Raw genomic sequence first — 18,018 nt, 5'->3', positions numbered from 1 at the left:
GATGTGCCGCCGTGGGAGGACGATCAGGTCCCCTATGGCGACATGGACGCGCCCATGCCCGAGGACGAGCTCCTCAACGCGCCGGCCGGCCCCGCGCGCTCCTCGCAGCCGCATCCGGCGGGGGCTCCCCGTCCGGCGGCGCGCCCGCAGGCGGCATCGGTGACAGCGCAACGCCCGGCGCCTCCTCAGGTCGGCATGCCGCAGCCTCAGGCTGCGCCGCGCCCCGCGGCCTCCGCGCAGCCTGCTGCGCCTATCTCGGCCCAGCCGGCTCCTGCGCCGCGCCCTCAGGCGTTCGCGGCTCAGCCGGCGCCTTCCTGCGAGGGTGCTCCGCAAACCCCCGACGAGCTGCGGGCCGTGCTGCAGGCGGGCTTCGGCGGCGGCGTGACGTTCGAAGAAGTCAAGGAATAGCGCACATCCGGGCCCGCGCCCGGTACAATGCAATGGTTTGAAACCCGTACATTCGCGATTAGAACAGGAAACGATATGGGACGTAAAGGCGGATTCCCCGGCGGCGGCATGGGCAACATGGGCGCTATGATGAAACAGGCTCAGAAGATGCAGGTCGAGCTTGCCCGCGCGCAGGAGGAGATCAAGGACATGACCTTCGAGGCCTCCGCCGGCGGCGGCATGGTCAAGGCGGTCGCCCAGGGCGACAACAGCCTGGTCAGCCTGACCATCGACCCCGAGGCGGTGGACCCCGAGGACGTGGAGATGCTGCAGGACATGATCACCGCGGCCGTCAACGAGGCGCTACGCGGCGTGGCCGAGCTGGGCGCCCAGCGCATCAACGCCGCAACCGGCGGCATGAGCATCCCCGGCCTGATGTAGGGAAGCGGTTCCGTGCAATCGGCTCCCGCAATCCAAAAACTGCTCGATGAGCTCGAACGCCTTCCCGGCGTGGGCCCGAAATCGGCGCAACGTATGGCGTATTGGATCTTGAACTCCGATCGCGCCACGGCGCTGCGCTTGGCGCAGGCCATCGTGGAGGTGAAGGACACGGTGCATTTCTGCAGCCGTTGCTTCAACTACGCCGAGGACGACCTGTGCGAGATCTGCCGCTCGACCAGCCGCAACCAGCAGCTGCTGTGCGTGGTCAGCGAGCCGCGCGATATCCCGCCCATCGAGCGCACCGCCGTGTTCCAGGGCGTGTACCACGTGCTGGGGGGCGCCCTGTCGCCTATGGACGGCATCGGGCCCGATGACCTTCGCATCCCCCAGTTGATGCAACGTCTGGGCAGCGAGGACATTCGGGAAGTGGTGCTGGCCACCAACCCCAATGTGGAAGGGGAGACCACGGCCGCCTATCTTGCGCGCCTGATCAAGCCCCTGGGTATCAAGGTCACGCGTCTTGCCAGCGGCTTGCCCGTGGGCGGCGACCTGGAGTTTGCCGACGAGGTGACGCTCGGACGGGCGCTTGAGGCAAGGCGCGTGCTGTAGCGCAGTCTTCGTTGCATGCGTTTTCCGTAGCGCCAAAACCCAGGGGAACGAACCGGGCCCCGCAGCCGAACAGCTGCGGGGCCCGCATGTTTCGCCTGATGACGGCGTTTTGGCATAGAAAAAGGGATTCCGCCCCCTCCAAAAAACGGAATCCCTTCTCTTCCTTTTAACGAAGCCGAAGCTATCGAAAAAAGCAAATTCATTATAGCAATCTCTTCACGGAATATCAATAAAATCTATCAATCATAAGCACTTCGTTAGACGGAGCGCATGGAATGCCCGGGTCCGGTCTTGTGCGCGGGGCGTGCGTCGGAAAGCGCGTGCTATACTTTTTCGCACGAAAGGATATGCGCATGATCAAGTTCCCCAGTCCCGCGGTCTCCATCGTCGGGCGTCATAATTCCGGCAAGACAACCCTTATCGAGAAGCTCATCGCCGAGCTGGTCGGTCGCGGTCTGGACGTGGGCAGCGTCAAGCACCACAGCCATGTCGGGTTCGATATCGACATCCCCGGGAAAGACTCGTGGCGGCATCGCCACGCCGGCGCCAGCGAGACGGTTATCGCGGCACCGGGCCAGATGGCGCGTATCCAAACCACCAATGGGGAAGCGGAGTGCGCCGATATCGTGGCGAGCATGCCCGGCCACGACGTGGTGATCGTCGAAGGTTATCGCAAAAGCGGCCTGCCCACCATCGAGATCATGCGTGCCGGCAACAAGGCCGATGCCCGAACTGCCGAGGTGTTCGCCGAGGGCGCTCGCAAGGGCTGGGCGCTCGGCACGGATTTCACCCAGTTCGGACGTGGCTCCATGCCCTATGCGGCAGAGGTCCATCCCGATGATCGCCCCGTGGCGCAGCCTTTAGGCCAGACCGAGGAGGATCGTCTCGCGCGTAGCAATCCCGACCATGCCGACATCTCCAACAAGATGCCCACGGCCGCAACGGTCGCGGTGGTCACCGACATCCCGCTGGCCGCCGAAGCCGCTGGCATGTACGGCATCCCGGCGTTCGATATCAACGATGTGGCAGGGCTCGCGGATTTTCTTCAAGCGAGCTTCGCGCGCCCGCGCGTGTCCATGGTTATCCAAGCCGGCGGCGAGAGCCGCCGTATGGGCCGCAGCAAGGCCACGGTCCCGTTCTGCGGCCGACCGCTCATCTGCCGTTTGATCGAGCGGCTCTCGCCGGTGGCCGACGAGCTCATCATCACCACCAACGAGCCGAAGGAGCTTGCGTTTCTGCAAGAGCAGTATCCCGAACTTGGCATCCGCTTCGAGTCCGACGTCATCAACGAGCGTGGCGCGCTGCCGGGCCTTTACACGGCCCTTCGCTGCGCCCGCAACCCCTATGTGGCGGTTGTGGCTTGCGACATGGTGCTCGCATCGCCGTCGCTCGTGGTCGCCGAAGCGCTCGAGATGACCAGGACGGGGGCGGACGTGGTCGTGCCCGTCAACAAGCACGGCTTCGAGCCGTTTCACGCGATCTACCGCCGCTCGGGCTGCTTGCCGGCAGTGCGAGAGGCGCTCAATGAGGGGGAGAAGCGCGCCCAGGTGTTCTTCAACCAGGTAAACGTGTGCGAGTTCCCGCAAAAGAAGGTGCTTGAGGCCGAGCCTATGGGCGGGTGCTTCATGAACGCGAACACGCCTGACGAGCTGGCAGCGCTCGAGCGCATCATACAAGATCGCATCGAGTGCGAGTAGCGCCATGCGAAGCGCGTGACCGACCCGCGCCGATTTCGCGCAGATTATGAAGCGAAACCGATGTGCGCGCAGCGGTCGTGCGCTAATCTTCGCCGCGGTATATACGCGCGGGAGTAAATGAGGGGGAAGGCGAATGCCGAACATCGCAGACATCATAGAAGTGGCCGAGGAGCTTGAGGACAAGGCCGTCGTGCCGGCTTCGAAGCGCTGCGTGGCCGTGCGAAACCGCAACGCCTCATGCCGCAAGTGCATCGATGCCTGCCCGGCCGATGCCATCAGCGTGCACAACAACGTGCTCAGCGTCGACCACAAGGCCTGCGTGGCGTGCGGCGCCTGCACGGTGGTTTGCCCCACCGAGGCCTTGATTCCCGTTCGCCCTGCCGACGAGGCGCTTGAACAGGCGGCGGCAGAGGCCATGGCCTCCCTTGATGGGCGTGCGGTCATCGCTTGCGCCCGCATCGCGTCGAAGGGCCTGGCCGATCCGCACAAGTTCGCCGAAGTGCCCTGCCTGGCGCGCGTCGACGAAAGCCTGCTGCTCGGCTTGGCGGCGGTCGGCGCCAAGGACATCGTGTTGGTGGACGGGTGTTGCAAAACGTGCAGGTTCAGGGCGACCTCGCCCGGCGTGGACGAAACCATCGCTTCCGCAAACAGCTTGATGCAGGCGCAGGGGGCGCCGGCAATGGTCTCCCGCGCGTCGGAGTTCCCCGAAGGGTTGGCGCTCAAGAACGCGAACAGCCTGCTCGGCGAGGCTCGCCGCGGCTTCTTCACCAGCGCAACTTCGTGGACGGCCAGCGCGGCGGGCAAGACCGCCGAGATGGTCATCCGCAAAAACCTTGGCATGCAGGCCAAGGAAGCCACGCTGCGTGAGCAGCTGGGGGCGGGCGCTTCGGGCACGTTGCCCCAGTTTCAGGAGCGGCGCCGCAGCCAGGTGCTCGATGCCATGGACCGTTTGGGCGAGCCTGTGGTCGAGCAGGTCGAGACGCGCCTGTTCGGCAGGGTTGAGATCGACGCCTCCGTGTGCAACTCGTGCGGCATGTGCGCGGTGTTCTGCCCTACGGGCGCGCTCAGCAAAAGCCCCATCAAGCCCAGCCCCAACGCAGACGGCACGCCCGATGGCGGCAGCTTCCTGGAGTTCTCCTGTGCCGAGTGCGTGCAATGCGGCCTGTGCCTGGATGCGTGCATGAAGAAGTGCATCTCGGTAAGCCCGCAGGTGCGCACCGCCGAGCTGTTCGACTTCGAACCGCGTTTTATTTATCTGCCGAAACCCCAGGCCAGACCGGGAATCTTGTCGAATTTCAAGCGATAGGCGCGCATTCGGCCGCAATTTTTGAAAAAAGTCGTCGCGGATGCCGGATGGTTATGCTAATATATTCCCCGCTGCGAAAGCAGCAATCGGGATGTGGCTCAGCTTGGTAGAGCGCTGCGTTCGGGACGCAGAGGTCGCAGGTTCAAATCCTGTCATCCCGACCATTGCATGGTCAAGGCTCGGTGTTCGCACCGAGCCTTTTTCGTGCAACTGCGCATATCCGTTGGAGTGCTGCGCAAGCGCGTGTGCTTTTCATCGAAGGTGCGTCGGCAAGCTGCGGTTATGTTAAAGTACGCGGCGTTGCATATCAAGGCCCGATGCCCGGGCTGGGACGAGTACTTGGAGGACACATGAAATTTCTGGGAATGGGCGTGCCTGAGCTTCTGATCATCCTCGTGGTGATCCTGCTTATCTTCGGCCCGAAGAATCTGCCAAAACTCGGTAGCGCTCTGGGCAAGACCGTGAAGAACCTGCGCGAGGGCATGGGCGATTCCAAGAAGGCCGAGGAAGAGGCTGACGAAGTCGAGGTCGAGGAAGACGACGAGGACGCCGCCAAGAAGAAGACCACCGCTGCCCGCAAGAAGAGCGAGTAGATCGCAGCTTCACAAGGTTGGTACGCGGTATGCGCAACGGGCTGCGGCCCGGCGCATACCGCTTTTTTCGTATAGATAGGTGAACAACATGGCTGACAACTACATTCTTACCCCCGAGGGCAAGCAGCAGCTCGAAGAGGAGCTGCATTATCTGGAAACCGAGAAGCGCGCCGAGGTGGGCGAGCGCATCAAGGTAGCGCGCGAGTTCGGCGACATCTCCGAGAACTCCGAGTACGACGACGCGAAAAACGAGCAGGGCATGCTCGAGGCGCGCATCGCCGAGATTACCCGCATCCTGGGCGAGGCCACCGTCGTGGCAACCCCGAAGCGCTCCAACTCCGTGCACATCGGCTCCACCGTCACCGTCGACATGGGCGGCCGTGAGCGCGTGTTCACCATCGTGGGCGCCGCCGAGGCCGACAGCCATGCCGGCAAGATCTCCAACGAGTCCCCGGTGGGCGCTGCGCTGCTGGCCCACAAGAAGGGCGACGAGATCGAGACCACCGGCCCGACCGGCCGCGTCATCAAGATGAAGATCGTCAATATCGAGCACTAGCAAATTTGCAAGTCCCGCTTGCCCGCAGGCAAGCGGGACTGCTCGACGTTGCGGCTGTCTGCACCGCGTCGCTTGCGCATTCGGTTTCACGGACAAGGCCACGGGCCTATGCCCGCATGCTTCGGCAGAACCCGGCGTACCGCAGCCGCTCTCGCTTACTCAACCAAATCCCTGTACTTAGAAGGGCTTTCCCATGAGCAATACCCCTGAAGTTATCGAAGACGATCCCATCGAGGTGCGCAAGGCCAAGCGCCAGGCCATGCTCGATGCGGGCCAAAACCCCTATGGCCATGCGTTCGACTACAGCCACCATCTGGCCGAGCTCGAGCAGCTCTACGCGCACCTTGAGGACGGGGATTCCACCGAGGACCTGGTCAAGGTCGCCGGCCGCATCATGTCCAAGCGCGTTCAGGGCAAGATCGCCTTTCTGGGCCTGCGCGACGCCACGGGCGACATGCAGCTGTTCTGCCGCATCAACGAGCTGGGCGAAGAGGCCTTCGGCCGCCTGAAGGATCTTGATGTGGGCGACTGGATCGGCGTCGAGGGCGCTATGATGCGCACGCGCCGCGGCCAGCTCTCGGTTGCCGTCTCGTCCTTCGAGCTGCTCAGCAAGTCCATCCGCCCGCTGCCCGAGAAGTTCCACGGCCTGGCGGACAAGGAGACGCGTTATCGCCAGCGCTATGTCGACCTGGTCATGAACCCCGAGGTCAAGCAGGTCTTCGAGAAGCGCTTCAAGATCGTCGCCGCCATCCGCCGCTACATGGAGGACCAGGGCTTTTACGAGGTGGAAACGCCGTTTCTGCACCCCATCCTGGGCGGCGCGAACGCAAAGCCGTTCGTCACGCACTTCAACGCGCTCGATCGCGACTACTTCCTGCGCATCGCCACCGAGCTGCCGCTCAAGCGCCTGCTCGTAGGCGGTTTCGAGAAGGTGTTCGAGATCGGCCGCCAGTTCCGCAACGAGGGCATGGACCCGTATCACAACCCTGAGTTCACCACCATGGAGGCATACCAGGCCTTCTCCGACCTCAACGGCATGATGGACCTCACCGAGGGCTTCATCAAGGCGGCGGCTGAAGCCGCTTGCGGCACGCTCAAGGTCAGCTACCAGGGCGTCGACATCGACCTGTCCGGCCAGTGGCCGCGCGAGACCATGTGCGGTCTGGCAACGCGCTATGCCGGCGAAGAGGTCTCCTTCGACCGCAGCCGTGAGGACCTGGTGGCCATCCTGGAGAAGAACGGCGGACACGCCGAGGACGCCTGGGGCAAGGGCAAGCTCATCTCCGAGATCTTCGAGGCAGTGGCTGAGGAGAAGCTTATCCAGCCTGTGTTCGTCACCGAGCATCCGCTGGAAATCTCCCCGCTGGCCAAGAAGCTGCCGAACAACCCCGAGCTCACCGAGCGCTTCGAGCTGTTCATCTGCGGCCACGAGTACGCCAACGCCTTCAACGAGCTCAACGACCCGGTCGACCAGGCCGAGCGCTTCCGTGCGCAGGTCGAGGCCAAGGACATGGGCGACGATGAGGCCATGGGATACGACGCCGACTACATCCGCGCGCTCGAGTACGGCATGCCTCCGGCAGGCGGCGTGGGCATCGGCATCGATCGTCTGACCATGCTGCTCACCGATTCTCCGACCATCCGCGACGTGCTGCTGTTCCCGCACATGCGCGACGAGGCCCCTGCCGGCGCCAAGCCCGCCGCACGTTCGGCCGCTCCGGTCGAGCAGCCTGCCGAGGAGCCTATCGACTTCTCCAAGGTGGTCGTCGAGCCGCTGTTCGCCGACGAGGTGGACTTCGACACGTTCAGCAAGTCCGACTTCCGCGCCGTGAAGGTCAAGGATTGCGTGGCCGTGCCGAAGAGCAAGAAGCTGCTGCAGTTCACGCTTGACGACGGCACGGGCGCCGATCGCACCATCCTGTCCGGCATCCACGCGTACTACGAGCCGGAGGAGCTGGTGGGCCGCACGCTCGTGGCCATCACCAACCTGCCGCCGCGCAAGATGATGGGCATCGCCTCCTGCGGCATGCTGCTGTCTGCCGTGCATGAGGAGAAGGTCGACGACGATACCACCGAGGAGCGTCTGAACCTGCTCATGGTTTCCGACCGCATTCCGGCCGGCGCCAAGCTGTACTAAGCCGCGCATCATCGCATAAACACACGAAGGCCCGCCTGGGTGATCCCGGGCGGGCCTTCGTGTGTTTGGAGGCAGATCGGTCGGGGAGGGGCAGTGCTCGAACTGTTCGGGCTTAGCGGATGGGAAAGCGTTAAGGCCTGCGGCCTACGAAGGGTATCTTGGGAATCGTGCCTGCCCGGTTGTCGCGAAAGGCAAGGCGAAGCAGGGCGCGGGGTATCCGATACGCCCCTGCGGCGATGATGCTTCGCTCAACGTCGCTATGCCGAACGCGTCTATTGTGGTACGGTCCCATCTTCGCGCCTCAATGCGTTTTCCGCGTCCTGTTTCGCGAAGTGCTCCATGGCAAGCGTTCGGATCGTGGAGATGACGGGCACGCCCAAAAGCACGCCCAGAAGGCCGAACAGCGATCCGCCGGCGATAACCGCCACGAACACCCAGATGCTCGGCAGGCCCACCGACTGTCCCACCACGTTCGGGTAGATGAGGTGTCCCTCGATCTGCTGGAGGATCACCAGAAACACGATGAACTGCAGGGCTTGAACGGGGTCTTGCGACAAGATCATCGCCGCACCCATGATGCCGCCTATCCATGCGCCGGCGAATGGGATGAGCGACGACACGCCCACGATAAGGCCGATGGAAGCCGCATAGGGGAACTGCAGGATGGTGCCGCCGATGGCGCACAGGGCGCCTAAGATTACCGCCTCGATGCATTGCCCGCGGATGAAGCGCGAGAAGCAGTCGTTGGTGATGCTGCATGCGTGCAGCACGCGGCGGCGCAGGTCCTCGCCGGGGATAAAGCTGGCCGCGCGCATGGCGCCGGCGTGCACGCGGTCCTTGTCAAGCAGCAGATACAGAGCGAACACCATGCCCAGCAAGATCGAGAGCGTCAGATGGGCCACCTCGCCGCTGGTCTGTGCCACGATACGCAGCGCCTGGTCGGTGCCGCCCATGGCGTCCAGGGCCTTTTGCCCGATGGAGTTCCAGGTGGCGTTGTCCAAGATCGGGATGGCCTGCGCACCGGGAAGGTTCGCGATGGCCTGCGACGCCATGGCCGCAGCTTCCGATACGCCGGTGATGATGGCGGCGCCCACGGATTTGAACTCGCCGCCCACGAACGAGGTCAGCGCCGCAAGCGCCAAGGTGACGGCGGTGATGGCCAGGATGACGCAGATGGGGCGGCGGGTTTTGATCGCGAGCGCGTTGTTGGTATGGGGGAACCAGCGCGATTCAAGCGCCGCCGCTATGAAGTTCAGCAGATATGCCAGCACCGCGCCGATGGCCAGGGGCTCAAGGGCGGACCAGACGGTTGAGAAGATGGAGCATAGGCCGTCGAATCGGGCGACGGCCAGCGCCGCCACGGCAAGGGCGGCGACAAGGATAAGGGCGTAGCGTATGGTGTGCCTGTTCATGCGATCCTGTCGGTTGAAGGGGGATGGGTCGCGCTGTTGCGCGTTTCGCAATAAGTATAAGCGTGTGCGTCGGTTAAGGTATCGTGCTTGCGCGCTTGTCGACCTTTCGTGAAGAACCGCTTGCGAAATCCGGGTGAAAAGGGGCAAAAGGGGTCAAATAGCGCTTCCGGTGTGTGCGGATTGCACGTAGCAAGGGCAACGGGCGTTGTGCGGCTCCGGGCTACTTTATTATGTATACGATACGTAAACGGCTTAGCAGTCCATTGACGGGAGTGCTAACATGAATAACCGAGACCATAATCATATGCCGCGAGAATCGAGGCTTCATGTCATTTGAGAAGTTCACGGACAAGGCGCGCAAGGTGCTCGTCTTGGCCCAGGACGAGGCACGCGCCCTGCATCAGCCCTATGTGGGCACCGAGCATATCCTGCTGGGCCTCATCCAGGAAAAGGACGGCCTTGCCGCCCAGGCCCTCGAGCGCCTGGGCGTGGCCTATGACGCCGTGGTGAAGGGCATCCGCGAGGTGGCCTCCATCGACGAGGGCGCCGACGTGTCCGGCCATCTTTCGTTCACGCCGCGCGTCAAGCGCGTGCTCGAGAACAGCCTGCGCGAGGCCATGCAGATGGGGCAGAGCTATATCTCCACCGAGCATCTGCTGCTCGGCATCGTGCGCGAGAACGAGGGCACGGCGCTCGACGTGCTTTCGCGCCTTGGCGTGAAGGGCGACGACATCCGCACCGCGCTCAACGATTTGGTGGGCCAAAGCCCCGTGTACGCGGGCCGCAACCCCTTCGAGGCGGCCGGCACCGTGCCCGACAGCGCCCTGAAGGAGTTCGGCACCGACCTTACGCAGAAGGCGCGCGACGGCAAGCTCGACCCGGTCATCGGCCGCGCCGGCGAGATCGAGCGCGTCATGCAGATCCTCTCCCGCCGTCAGAAGAACAATCCGCTGCTCATCGGCGAGCCCGGCGTGGGCAAGACCGCCGTCGCCGAGGGCTTGGCGCAGCTCATCGTGTCCAACCAGGTTCCCGATATCCTGCGCGGCAAGCGTTTGCTCACGCTCGACGTGTCCGCCCTTGTGGCCGGCAGCAAGTACCGCGGCGAGTTCGAGGACCGCTTGAAGAAGTGCATCAAGGAGGTCAAGGACGCCGGCGACATCATCTTGTTCATCGATGAGATGCACACGCTTATCGGCGCGGGTTCTGCCGAGGGCTCCATCGATGCCGCCGCCATCCTCAAGCCGCCGCTGTCGCGCGGCGAGATCCAGGTCATCGGCGCCACCACTATCGACGAATATCGCAAGCACCTGGAAAAGGACAGCGCCCTCGAGCGCCGTTTCCAGCCCATCACGGTCGGCGAGCCCAACGAGGAGCAGGCCCTGCGCATCATGGAGGGGCTGCGCGACCGCTACGAGGCGCATCATCAGGTGCATTTCACCGACGAGGCGCTTCAGGCCGCCGTCACGCTGTCGGACCGCTATATCCAGGATCGTTTCCTGCCCGACAAGGCCATCGACGTTATGGACGAGGCGGGCGCCCGCATGCGCATCCGCAACATGACCTTGCCCGACGAGCTGCGCGAGATGGACGACAAGCTGCGCCAGATCCGCTCCGATAAGGACAAGGCCATCGCCGAGCAGGACTTCGAGCGTGCCGCCAAGCTGCGCGACCAGGAGTCCGCCGTGAAAGACGAGCGCGCCGCGGCCGAGAAGAAGTGGGCCGAAGATTCCCAGAAATCGGTGCATCAGGTAACGGCGCAGGACATTGCCGACGTCGTCTCCATGACCACCGGCGTTCCCGTGTCCAACCTCACCGAGGCTGAAACCGAGAAGCTGCTGCGTATGGAGGGCGTGCTGCACGAGCGCGTCATCGGCCAGGAAGAGGCCGTGACCGCGCTATCGAAGGCCATCCGCCGCAGCCGCGCCGGTTTGAAAGACCCCAAGCGCCCCGCCGGCAGCTTCATCTTCCTAGGCCCGTCGGGCGTGGGCAAGACCGAGCTGTCCAAGGCGCTCGCCGAGTTCCTTTTCAGCTCCGAGGACGCGCTCATCAGCTTCGACATGTCCGAGTACATGGAGAAGCATTCCGTCAGCCGTCTGGTCGGCTCGCCTCCGGGCTACGTGGGCTTCGACGAGGGCGGCCAGCTCACGAAGGCCGTGCGTCAGCGCCCGTATTCGGTGGTGCTGTTCGACGAGATCGAGAAGGCGCATCCCGATGTGTTCAACATCCTGCTGCAGATCCTCGAGGAAGGTCGTCTGACTGACGCCCAGGGTCGCACGGTCGATTTCCGCAACACGGTCATCATCATGACGTCCAACGTCGGCGCCCGCGAGATCTCCGCGCCCACCACGCTCGGCTTCAGCCCCGAGGGCAAGGCCGGCCTTTCCGACAAGGAGATCAAGTCCCGCGTCATGGGTGAGGTGAAGAAGCTGTTCAGGCCCGAGTTCTTGAACCGTATCGATGAGATCATCGTGTTCAAATCCTTGACGCAGGAGCAGATCGTCGAAATCGCCAAGCTCATGGTGGCCGACCTGCGCGAGCGCCTGATCGCCCAGAACATGACCATCAACCTTACCGATGATGCCTACAAGCTCATCGCGAAGGAAGGCACCGATGCCGCCTACGGCGCCCGCCCGCTGCGCCGCGCCATCCAGCGCCTGCTGGAAGACCCGCTGTCCGAAGAGCTGCTCGAGGGCAAGTGGACGTCGGGATCGGTCATCCAGGCAAACGTTTCCGAGGACGGCGAGAGCCTTGCGTTCGTCCCCGGCACGGGCTCCATCCCTGCGCCGCGCAAGCACGACAACATCGCGCGCGACGCCGAGCTTCTGCTCACGAACTTCGATCTGGGCCACGCCGGCGTCTCCGGCTCGGGCGGGTCGGCAAGCGGCGGCGCTGCGGATTAAGGTTCTGGTTGTTCCCGCTGCGCCCTGCCTGGGCCTGCCGGGGAAAGCCTGCCACGCGCTCTTTTTCCATACAGCGCGTAGCGTGCCTGCGAAAACGCGGCAGTTGCTTTAGAATGTAAGGCGGTCCCGAAAGGGGCCGCCTCATTTGTTTTCGACGGAAAGAGGAAACCATGCCCAAGACCGTTGACCCGGTGTTCTCGTCTTCGGTGCTCGCCGCGGCCGATCTGGCCACGGCGCTCGACATCGATGCGCTCACGCAATCCTTGGCCGGCCTTGAGGGCAAGGTCGACAAGAACCCGAAGACGGCGGCCATCATTTTGGCCGGCGGCACGGGCGAGCGTTTCGGCAAGGAAGGCGGCAAGCAGCTGGTGGAAATCGGCGGCAAGCCGATCCTCACCTGGTCGGTCGAGGCCTTCGACGCCGTAGGCGACATCGGCCTCATCGTCATCGTCTGCCCGGCCGAACGCCAGGGCGAGTACCTGAGCAAGGCCGTCGACCCCTTCTCGTTCGCTACGCCCATCGTGGTCGCCGCGGCGGGCTCCACGCGTCAGGAATCAGCGTTTTCCGGCCTTGAGCTGGTGCCCGAGGAGTTCGAGTACGTGGTCATGCACGACGGCGCCCGTCCGCTCATCTCGGCCGACCTGATCGCCCATACCATCGCCACCCTCAAGGGCAACATCGACGCCGACGGCGCCGTGGTGGCCCATCCCGCCATCGATACGCTGAAAGTCGTGGAAAACGGCGTCATCGTCGGCACGCCCGACCGCAGCGTGTTCTGGAACGCGCAAACCCCGCAGGTGTTCCGTGCGGGCATCTACCGCCGTGCGCACGCCTCGGCGCTCTCCGACGGCTTTGTCGGCACCGATGACAGCTCCTTGATCGAGCGTCTCGGCGGCCGCGTCCTTGTGGTAGAGGGCAAGCGCGACAACATCAAGCTCACCGTTCCGGAGGATTACCTCATGCTCGTGGCCGCCGTGCGCGAGCGTTATCTCAAGCAGAAAGGCGAGCAGGAGCAATGAGCTTGGGATTCAGCGCCCTGCGCATAGGGCAGGGCTATGACGTGCATAAGCTGGTCGAGGGCCGCAAGCTCATCATCGGCGGGGTTGATATTCCGCACACCCTGGGGCTGCTCGGCCACTCCGACGCCGATGTGCTGGCGCATGCCGTGGCGGATGCGCTGCTCGGCGCCATCCGCGGCGGCGACATCGGCAAGCTCTTCCCCGACACCGATCCCGAATGGGAGGGGGCCGATTCCATGAAGCTGTTGGCGGCCGTTGCGGACAAGGTGCGCGAAGAGGGCTACCAGATCATCGACGTCGATAGCGTCATCGCAGCTCAGGCGCCGAAGATGGCGCCGCATCGCCAGCAGATGCGCGAGAATCTGGCAGCCGCCATGGGCATCGCTGTCGACAATGTCGGCGTGAAGGCAACCACCACCGAGCACCTGGGTTTCGAAGGCCGTCAGGAGGGCATCTCCGCCACGGCCGTGGCCCTGCTGGCGCGATGTAGCTAGTTCGGGCGCGGTTTTCGCGACGCCCGGCCCCTTCGCAGCCTTCGTCAACCCGCCGCACCATGCGGCATGCACATAGAACAGGAATGCAAATGCTTAAGATCTACGACACCAAACTTCGCGAGAAGGTGCCTTTCGAGTCGCTCGAGCACGGCAAGATCGGCATGTACGTGTGCGGTCCCACCGTGTACAACTACATCCATATCGGCAACGCCCGTACGTTCGTCAGCTTCGATGTCATCCGCCGCTATCTTTCTTGGCGCGGCTTCGACGTGAAGTTCGTTTCCAACATCACCGACGTCGATGACAAGATCATCAAGAAGGCCAACGAAGAAGGCCGCAGCGCAGCCGAGGTTGCCGCTGAATATTCGCAGGCCTTCCTTGACGACATGCACGCCATGAACGTGCAGGACCCCGATGTGCGACCGCGCGCCACCGAGGAGATCCCCGAGATGATCCAACTCATCCAGGAGCTCATCGACGGCGGCCATGCGTATGAGGTCGAGGGCGATGTCTACTTCAGCGTGCGCAGCTACGCTGATTACGGCGCGCTGTCCGGTCGCAACATCGACGAGATGGAAGGCGGCCATCGCGAGCTGCGCGCCGACGGCCAGGGTCTGGAAGACCGCAAGCGCGACCATCTCGACTTCGCGCTGTGGAAGGCCGCCAAGCCCGGCGAGCCTTCTTGGGAAAGCCCGTGGGGCCAGGGCCGTCCCGGCTGGCACATCGAGTGCTCGGCCATGTCGCGCAAGTACCTGGGCCTGCCTTTCGACATCCACGGCGGCGGCGCCGACCTGGTGTTCCCGCATCATGAGAACGAGCGCGCCCAGTCCGAGGCCGCATGCGGCTGCACCTTCGCCAATCACTGGATGCACAGCGGCATGCTGCAGATCAACCACGAGAAGATGAGCAAGTCGCTGGGCAATTTCCTGCTGTTGCGCGACATCCTCAAGACCACGTCCCCCGATGTGCTGCGTTTCCTTATGCTGCAAACGCATTACCGCAGTCCGCTCGATTTCTCCGACGAGCGTCTCGACGAGGCCGCATCCGCGCTTTCCCGCATCGAGAACGCCGTGCGCAACCTTGATTGGCAGATGAAGAACGCCCAGGATGTGCCCAGCCCGCTTGACACCCAGGCTATCCTGAAGCAGGCGAAGTCCACGCGCGTCGAGTTCGTCCTGGCCATGGACGACGATTTCAACGCTCCGCGCGCACTGGGCGAGGTGTTCGATCTGGTCGGTTTCGCGAACACCCAGATCGCCGACAAGACGCTTTCGCTCTCCGACGTTCCCGCCGTGCGCGATCTGCGTGAGACCATCACCACGCTCATGCGCGTGTTCGGCGTGGAGGTTGCTCCCCAGGATTGGGAGGACGCGCAGGGTGATGCGTATCCGGCCGAGGTCGTCGACCTGGCGAAACAGGTTGCCGGCTACGAGGGCTCGGATGCTCATGAGGCTGTCGACGCCCTGCTCGATGCCCGTGCCACCGCGCGTGCCGAGAAGAACTGGACCGTGGCCGATGCCGTGCGCGATGGCCTTACGGGGCTGGGCTTCACCATCGAGGACACCCCCCAGGGCGCTCGCGTCAGCTACGACCCCTCCGAGGGCAAGTAGGCTGAAACCGACGTTGCGGGCCGCTGCGCCGCTTCGTTCCCATTCTCAACCTTGCGGGCGTGGCCGAAAAGCCGCGCCTGGTCTGGCCTGACGTAAGATTAGTTGCGCCGGGCCTAGGGCAAAAGGTGCCGGACTTGCCGTGCGGCGTCCGGTTGGATGGGCTCGAGGCCGCGCGGCGGCTTTCGTGTTTGTGCTGGATCGATTTCTACGAAGATTGCTGCCGATGACTGACTTTTCAACAATCGAGCTTCTTGCGCCTGCGGGCGGCCGCAGCCAGCTGGAGGCCGCCGTTCGTTTCGGGGCGGGTGCGGTATATTTGGCCGCCGACAGGTTCGGTATGCGCCAACGTGCCGAGAACTTCACGCTTGACGATATCCCGTCCGCCGTCGCCTTTGCGCACGCGGCGGGCGTAAAGGTGTACGTGACGGTGAACACGCTTATGAGCCAAGCCGATATCGCCGCCTTGCCGCCATATTTGGAGGCCCTTGACGCCTCGGGCGCCGACGCACTCATCGTCAGCGACCTTGGTGCGTTTTCCCTGGCGAAACGCTATGCCCCGCATATGGAGCTGCATGTGAGCACGCAGGCTTCCGTGATGAACGCCGAAGCTGCGCGCGCCTGGCACGATCTGGGCGCATCGCGCGTGGTGGTCGCGCGTGAGATGAGCGTGGAAGATATCGCCGAGCTGCGTGCGCAGGCGCCGCGCGATCTTGAGATCGAGGCGTTCGTGCACGGCGCCATGTGCATGGCCTTTTCGGGGCGCTGCATGCTGTCTGCCGCCATGACGGGGCGTTCGGGCAACAAAGGCTATTGCGCGCAGCCGTGCCGATGGAGCTATGCGCTGGTGGAGGAGAAGCGCCCCGGTGCCTATTACCCCATTGAGGAGGATGTGCGCGGCACCTATGTCATGAACGCGCACGACCTGTGCATGATCGAGCATCTCGATGAGTTGGCGCAAGCTGGCGTCAGCTCGTTTAAGATCGAAGGCCGCAACAAGCGCGCGTTCTACGTGGCAACTGCGGTGCATGCCTATCGGTCGGTCATGGATGGCGCCAACCCGTCCACGGTCATGTCCGATCTGCATGCCATTTCGCATCGCCCCTATGGCACCGGCTTCTATTTCGGCCAGCCAAGCCAACGCCAGGAGCGCGACGGCTACGACAAGGATTACTTACATGCCGCCACAGTCACCGCATGCGGCCCGGCAGGGGAGGGCGGGTGGCGCATCGAGGCCACGTGCCATAACCGTTTCCGCGAAGGCGATGAACTCGAGGCGCTTTCTCCGCGCAAGGCTATTGCAACGGCGAAGGTGAGGGGTCTCACCTGGTTGGTGCAGCCAAGCGAAGATCGTCCCAACCCGTCTCCCGAGCCCGTGCCGGTGGCGAATCGCACCATGGAAACCTATGCGTTCACCAGCGATATCGCATTGCAACCGGGCGATTTGCTGCGAATTCGCGTGGATTCCGCCCCCCAGGGTGCTCAGGAAGTGAGGTCGTGAGCGGCTCCGAGACGGCGACGGCACCCGCGGTGGAGGCGCCCAGTCGCGCTCGCGGCAACCTTATGATCTTGGTGTTGGCGCTCAGCTGCTTCGTGTTCGGATGCGCCTACCAGTACATCTTGGGCGTGCCCGATCAGGTCGCGCAAATCGCCGGTATCGATCTTTCCCAGGTCAGCCTCATGATGGGCGTCTATGGCGTGTGCAACGCCATCGGCACGCCGCTTCTGGTCATGGCGCTTACCTCGCGCGGCCCGAAAACATTGCTGCTTGTCAGCCTCGCGCTTATGGCGGCGGGCATGGCCATTTGCGCCGCCACCCCCATCTATCCCGTCATTTTGACGGGCCGCGCCGTCATGGGCGTTGGCAACGGCACCTTCGCGGCAACCGCCTACATCGCGGCAAGCCGCATCGCGGGTCCTTCGCGCGCCGCCTCGGCCATGTCGAATGTGGCGCTGGGCTTCAGCGCATCCTTCGTGTTCGCGCTTCCCGCCGCGCGCATGCTGCGTAACGTCATCACCTGGCAGCAGGCGTATTGGGTGCTCGTCGTCGCGGCGTGCATCGCGTTCGCGGTCATAGCGCTCGTCGTGCGCGTGCCTGAAGCGCCGCACTCGCCGGCAGAGCAGGGTCGTCGCAGCACCGATGCGCTCCGCGTGTTCCGCAACCCTTGCGTGGTGCTGCCCTTGATCTGCACCGTGCTCATGTTCGTGGGGTATGCCTCCATGAACACCTATATCACGCCGTTCATGGAAAGCGTGCTTCCTCAGCCTGAGTGGGTAAGCGGATCTCTGTTCGCGTTCGGGCTGATGAGCATGATCGGCTCGAAGGCAAGCGGCTGGGCAGCCGATCGCTTCGGCTCGGCTTCGGCGGTCATCGGTTGCGTGACGCTTCAGGCGGTAACGCTTGTGGGACTGGGGCTTGTCACGGGGTCGTGGCCCGCGGCGCTGGCGGCGGCGTGTATATGGACAGGCATATCCTGGGGATTCCTGCCGGCACAGAATTCGTTCATCATGCTCAACGCCGGGGATGAGGCGGCGTTTGCCGTCAGCTTGTCGAACTCATCGTTGCAGCTCGGTAGCGCGCTCGGGTCGTTCGCCGCGGGCGTGTTCATCACCTGCATGCCGCTTCTGGCGATGCCGTTCGTCTCCGCTGCCTTTACCGCTTGCGCGGTGGCCGCCGAGATAGCGGCATTGCGCCTGTCCCGAAAGCCGCGCCGCGCACGGTAAGGCGAAAGGTTCCGCTGTTTTCGGTATTCCGCATCCGTTCGGCTGTTTAGCGTGCAAAGCGCGTGCGCGGTAAAGTCGGTAGCTTGGCTCGTGCGATTCCTTTGTCCGTTCGGCGGTTTAACAGACAAGCGGTTTA

At 63.8% G+C, this 18,018-nt stretch carries 14 protein-coding genes, 1 tRNA gene and 1 pseudogene; 15 read left to right on the top strand and 1 reads right to left on the bottom strand.

The features are described 5' to 3' along the window. From SFHG_RS10770 to lysS, 9 genes and pseudogenes are all read left to right on the top strand, one after another. A pseudogene (locus tag SFHG_RS10770) lies at nucleotides 1–408 on the top strand (hypothetical protein); the annotation flags it as partial. A 75-nt stretch (nucleotides 409–483) separates the two neighbouring features. After that, the gene (locus SFHG_RS05660) at nucleotides 484–828 is read left to right on the top strand and encodes a YbaB/EbfC family nucleoid-associated protein (RefSeq protein WP_042434781.1); all 345 of its coding nucleotides are present in this window, start codon (nucleotides 484–486) and stop codon (nucleotides 826–828) included. A gap of 12 nt (nucleotides 829–840) precedes the next feature. Continuing rightward, nucleotides 841–1,437: a recombination mediator RecR gene (gene recR, locus SFHG_RS05655; RefSeq protein WP_042434778.1), complete on the top strand. Its 597-nt coding sequence runs from the start codon at nucleotides 841–843 to the stop codon at nucleotides 1,435–1,437. A gap of 353 nt (nucleotides 1,438–1,790) precedes the next feature. Then, nucleotides 1,791–3,134: a molybdopterin-guanine dinucleotide biosynthesis protein B gene (mobB, locus tag SFHG_RS05650; RefSeq protein ID WP_042434775.1), complete on the top strand. Its 1,344-nt coding sequence runs from the start codon at nucleotides 1,791–1,793 to the stop codon at nucleotides 3,132–3,134. Between the two features lie 133 nt (nucleotides 3,135–3,267). Next, a complete protein-coding gene (locus tag SFHG_RS05645; protein ID WP_042434773.1) occupies nucleotides 3,268–4,440 on the top strand; it encodes a 4Fe-4S binding protein in 1,173 nt (390 codons plus the stop codon). A gap of 87 nt (nucleotides 4,441–4,527) precedes the next feature. Continuing rightward, a tRNA-Pro gene (locus SFHG_RS05640) sits at nucleotides 4,528–4,604 on the top strand. A 186-nt stretch (nucleotides 4,605–4,790) separates the two neighbouring features. Then, entirely contained in the window at nucleotides 4,791–5,033 is a 243-nt protein-coding gene (tatA, locus tag SFHG_RS05630; protein ID WP_042434766.1) for a twin-arginine translocase TatA/TatE family subunit, read from the top strand. An 88-nt stretch (nucleotides 5,034–5,121) separates the two neighbouring features. Further along, nucleotides 5,122–5,589: a transcription elongation factor GreA gene (gene greA / locus SFHG_RS05625; protein WP_042434763.1), complete on the top strand. Its 468-nt coding sequence runs from the start codon at nucleotides 5,122–5,124 to the stop codon at nucleotides 5,587–5,589. Nucleotides 5,590–5,782: 193 nt separating this feature from the next. Further along, nucleotides 5,783–7,726: a lysine--tRNA ligase gene (lysS, locus tag SFHG_RS05620; protein WP_042434760.1), complete on the top strand. Its 1,944-nt coding sequence runs from the start codon at nucleotides 5,783–5,785 to the stop codon at nucleotides 7,724–7,726. A 272-nt stretch (nucleotides 7,727–7,998) separates the two neighbouring features. On the opposite strand, the gene SFHG_RS05615 is transcribed toward lysS, so the two are convergent. After that, a complete protein-coding gene (locus SFHG_RS05615; protein ID WP_042434757.1) occupies nucleotides 7,999–9,138 on the bottom strand; it encodes an AI-2E family transporter in 1,140 nt (379 codons plus the stop codon). A gap of 326 nt (nucleotides 9,139–9,464) precedes the next feature. On the opposite strand from SFHG_RS05615, the gene SFHG_RS05610 reads away from it, so the two are divergent. The 6 genes from SFHG_RS05610 (at nucleotide 9,465) to SFHG_RS05585 (ending at nucleotide 17,882) form a co-directional block, all read left to right on the top strand. Then, nucleotides 9,465–12,038, top strand: coding sequence for an ATP-dependent Clp protease ATP-binding subunit (locus SFHG_RS05610; protein WP_042434755.1), 2,574 nt, complete (start codon nucleotides 9,465–9,467; stop codon nucleotides 12,036–12,038). Between the two features lie 170 nt (nucleotides 12,039–12,208). Then, nucleotides 12,209–13,057 carry a 2-C-methyl-D-erythritol 4-phosphate cytidylyltransferase gene (ispD, locus tag SFHG_RS05605; RefSeq protein ID WP_042434753.1) on the top strand — a complete coding sequence of 283 codons (849 nt, stop codon included), beginning with the start codon at nucleotides 12,209–12,211 and terminating at the stop codon, nucleotides 13,055–13,057. Beyond that, nucleotides 13,054–13,551, top strand: coding sequence for a 2-C-methyl-D-erythritol 2,4-cyclodiphosphate synthase (gene ispF, locus SFHG_RS05600; RefSeq protein ID WP_042434751.1), 498 nt, complete (start codon nucleotides 13,054–13,056; stop codon nucleotides 13,549–13,551). Before ispD ends, ispF begins: the two co-directional genes overlap by 4 nt. Before the next feature lie 89 nt (nucleotides 13,552–13,640). Then, a complete protein-coding gene (gene cysS, locus SFHG_RS05595; RefSeq protein WP_042434748.1) occupies nucleotides 13,641–15,161 on the top strand; it encodes a cysteine--tRNA ligase in 1,521 nt (506 codons plus the stop codon). Nucleotides 15,162–15,384: 223 nt separating this feature from the next. Continuing rightward, entirely contained in the window at nucleotides 15,385–16,659 is a 1,275-nt protein-coding gene (locus SFHG_RS05590) for a peptidase U32 family protein (protein WP_042434745.1), read from the top strand. Next, complete coding sequence (locus tag SFHG_RS05585) at nucleotides 16,656–17,882, top strand: MFS transporter (protein WP_042434742.1); 1,227 nt, start codon at nucleotides 16,656–16,658, stop codon at nucleotides 17,880–17,882. Before SFHG_RS05590 ends, SFHG_RS05585 begins: the two co-directional genes overlap by 4 nt. Nucleotides 17,883–18,018: the final 136 nt, after the last annotated feature.

The sequence above is a fragment of the Senegalimassilia anaerobia JC110 genome (assembly GCF_000236865.1).
Taxonomy (GTDB): domain Bacteria; phylum Actinomycetota; class Coriobacteriia; order Coriobacteriales; family Eggerthellaceae; genus Senegalimassilia; species Senegalimassilia anaerobia.
Note: the sequence above shows the minus strand (reverse complement) of the source record. Positions and strands in the feature narration are given on the sequence as shown.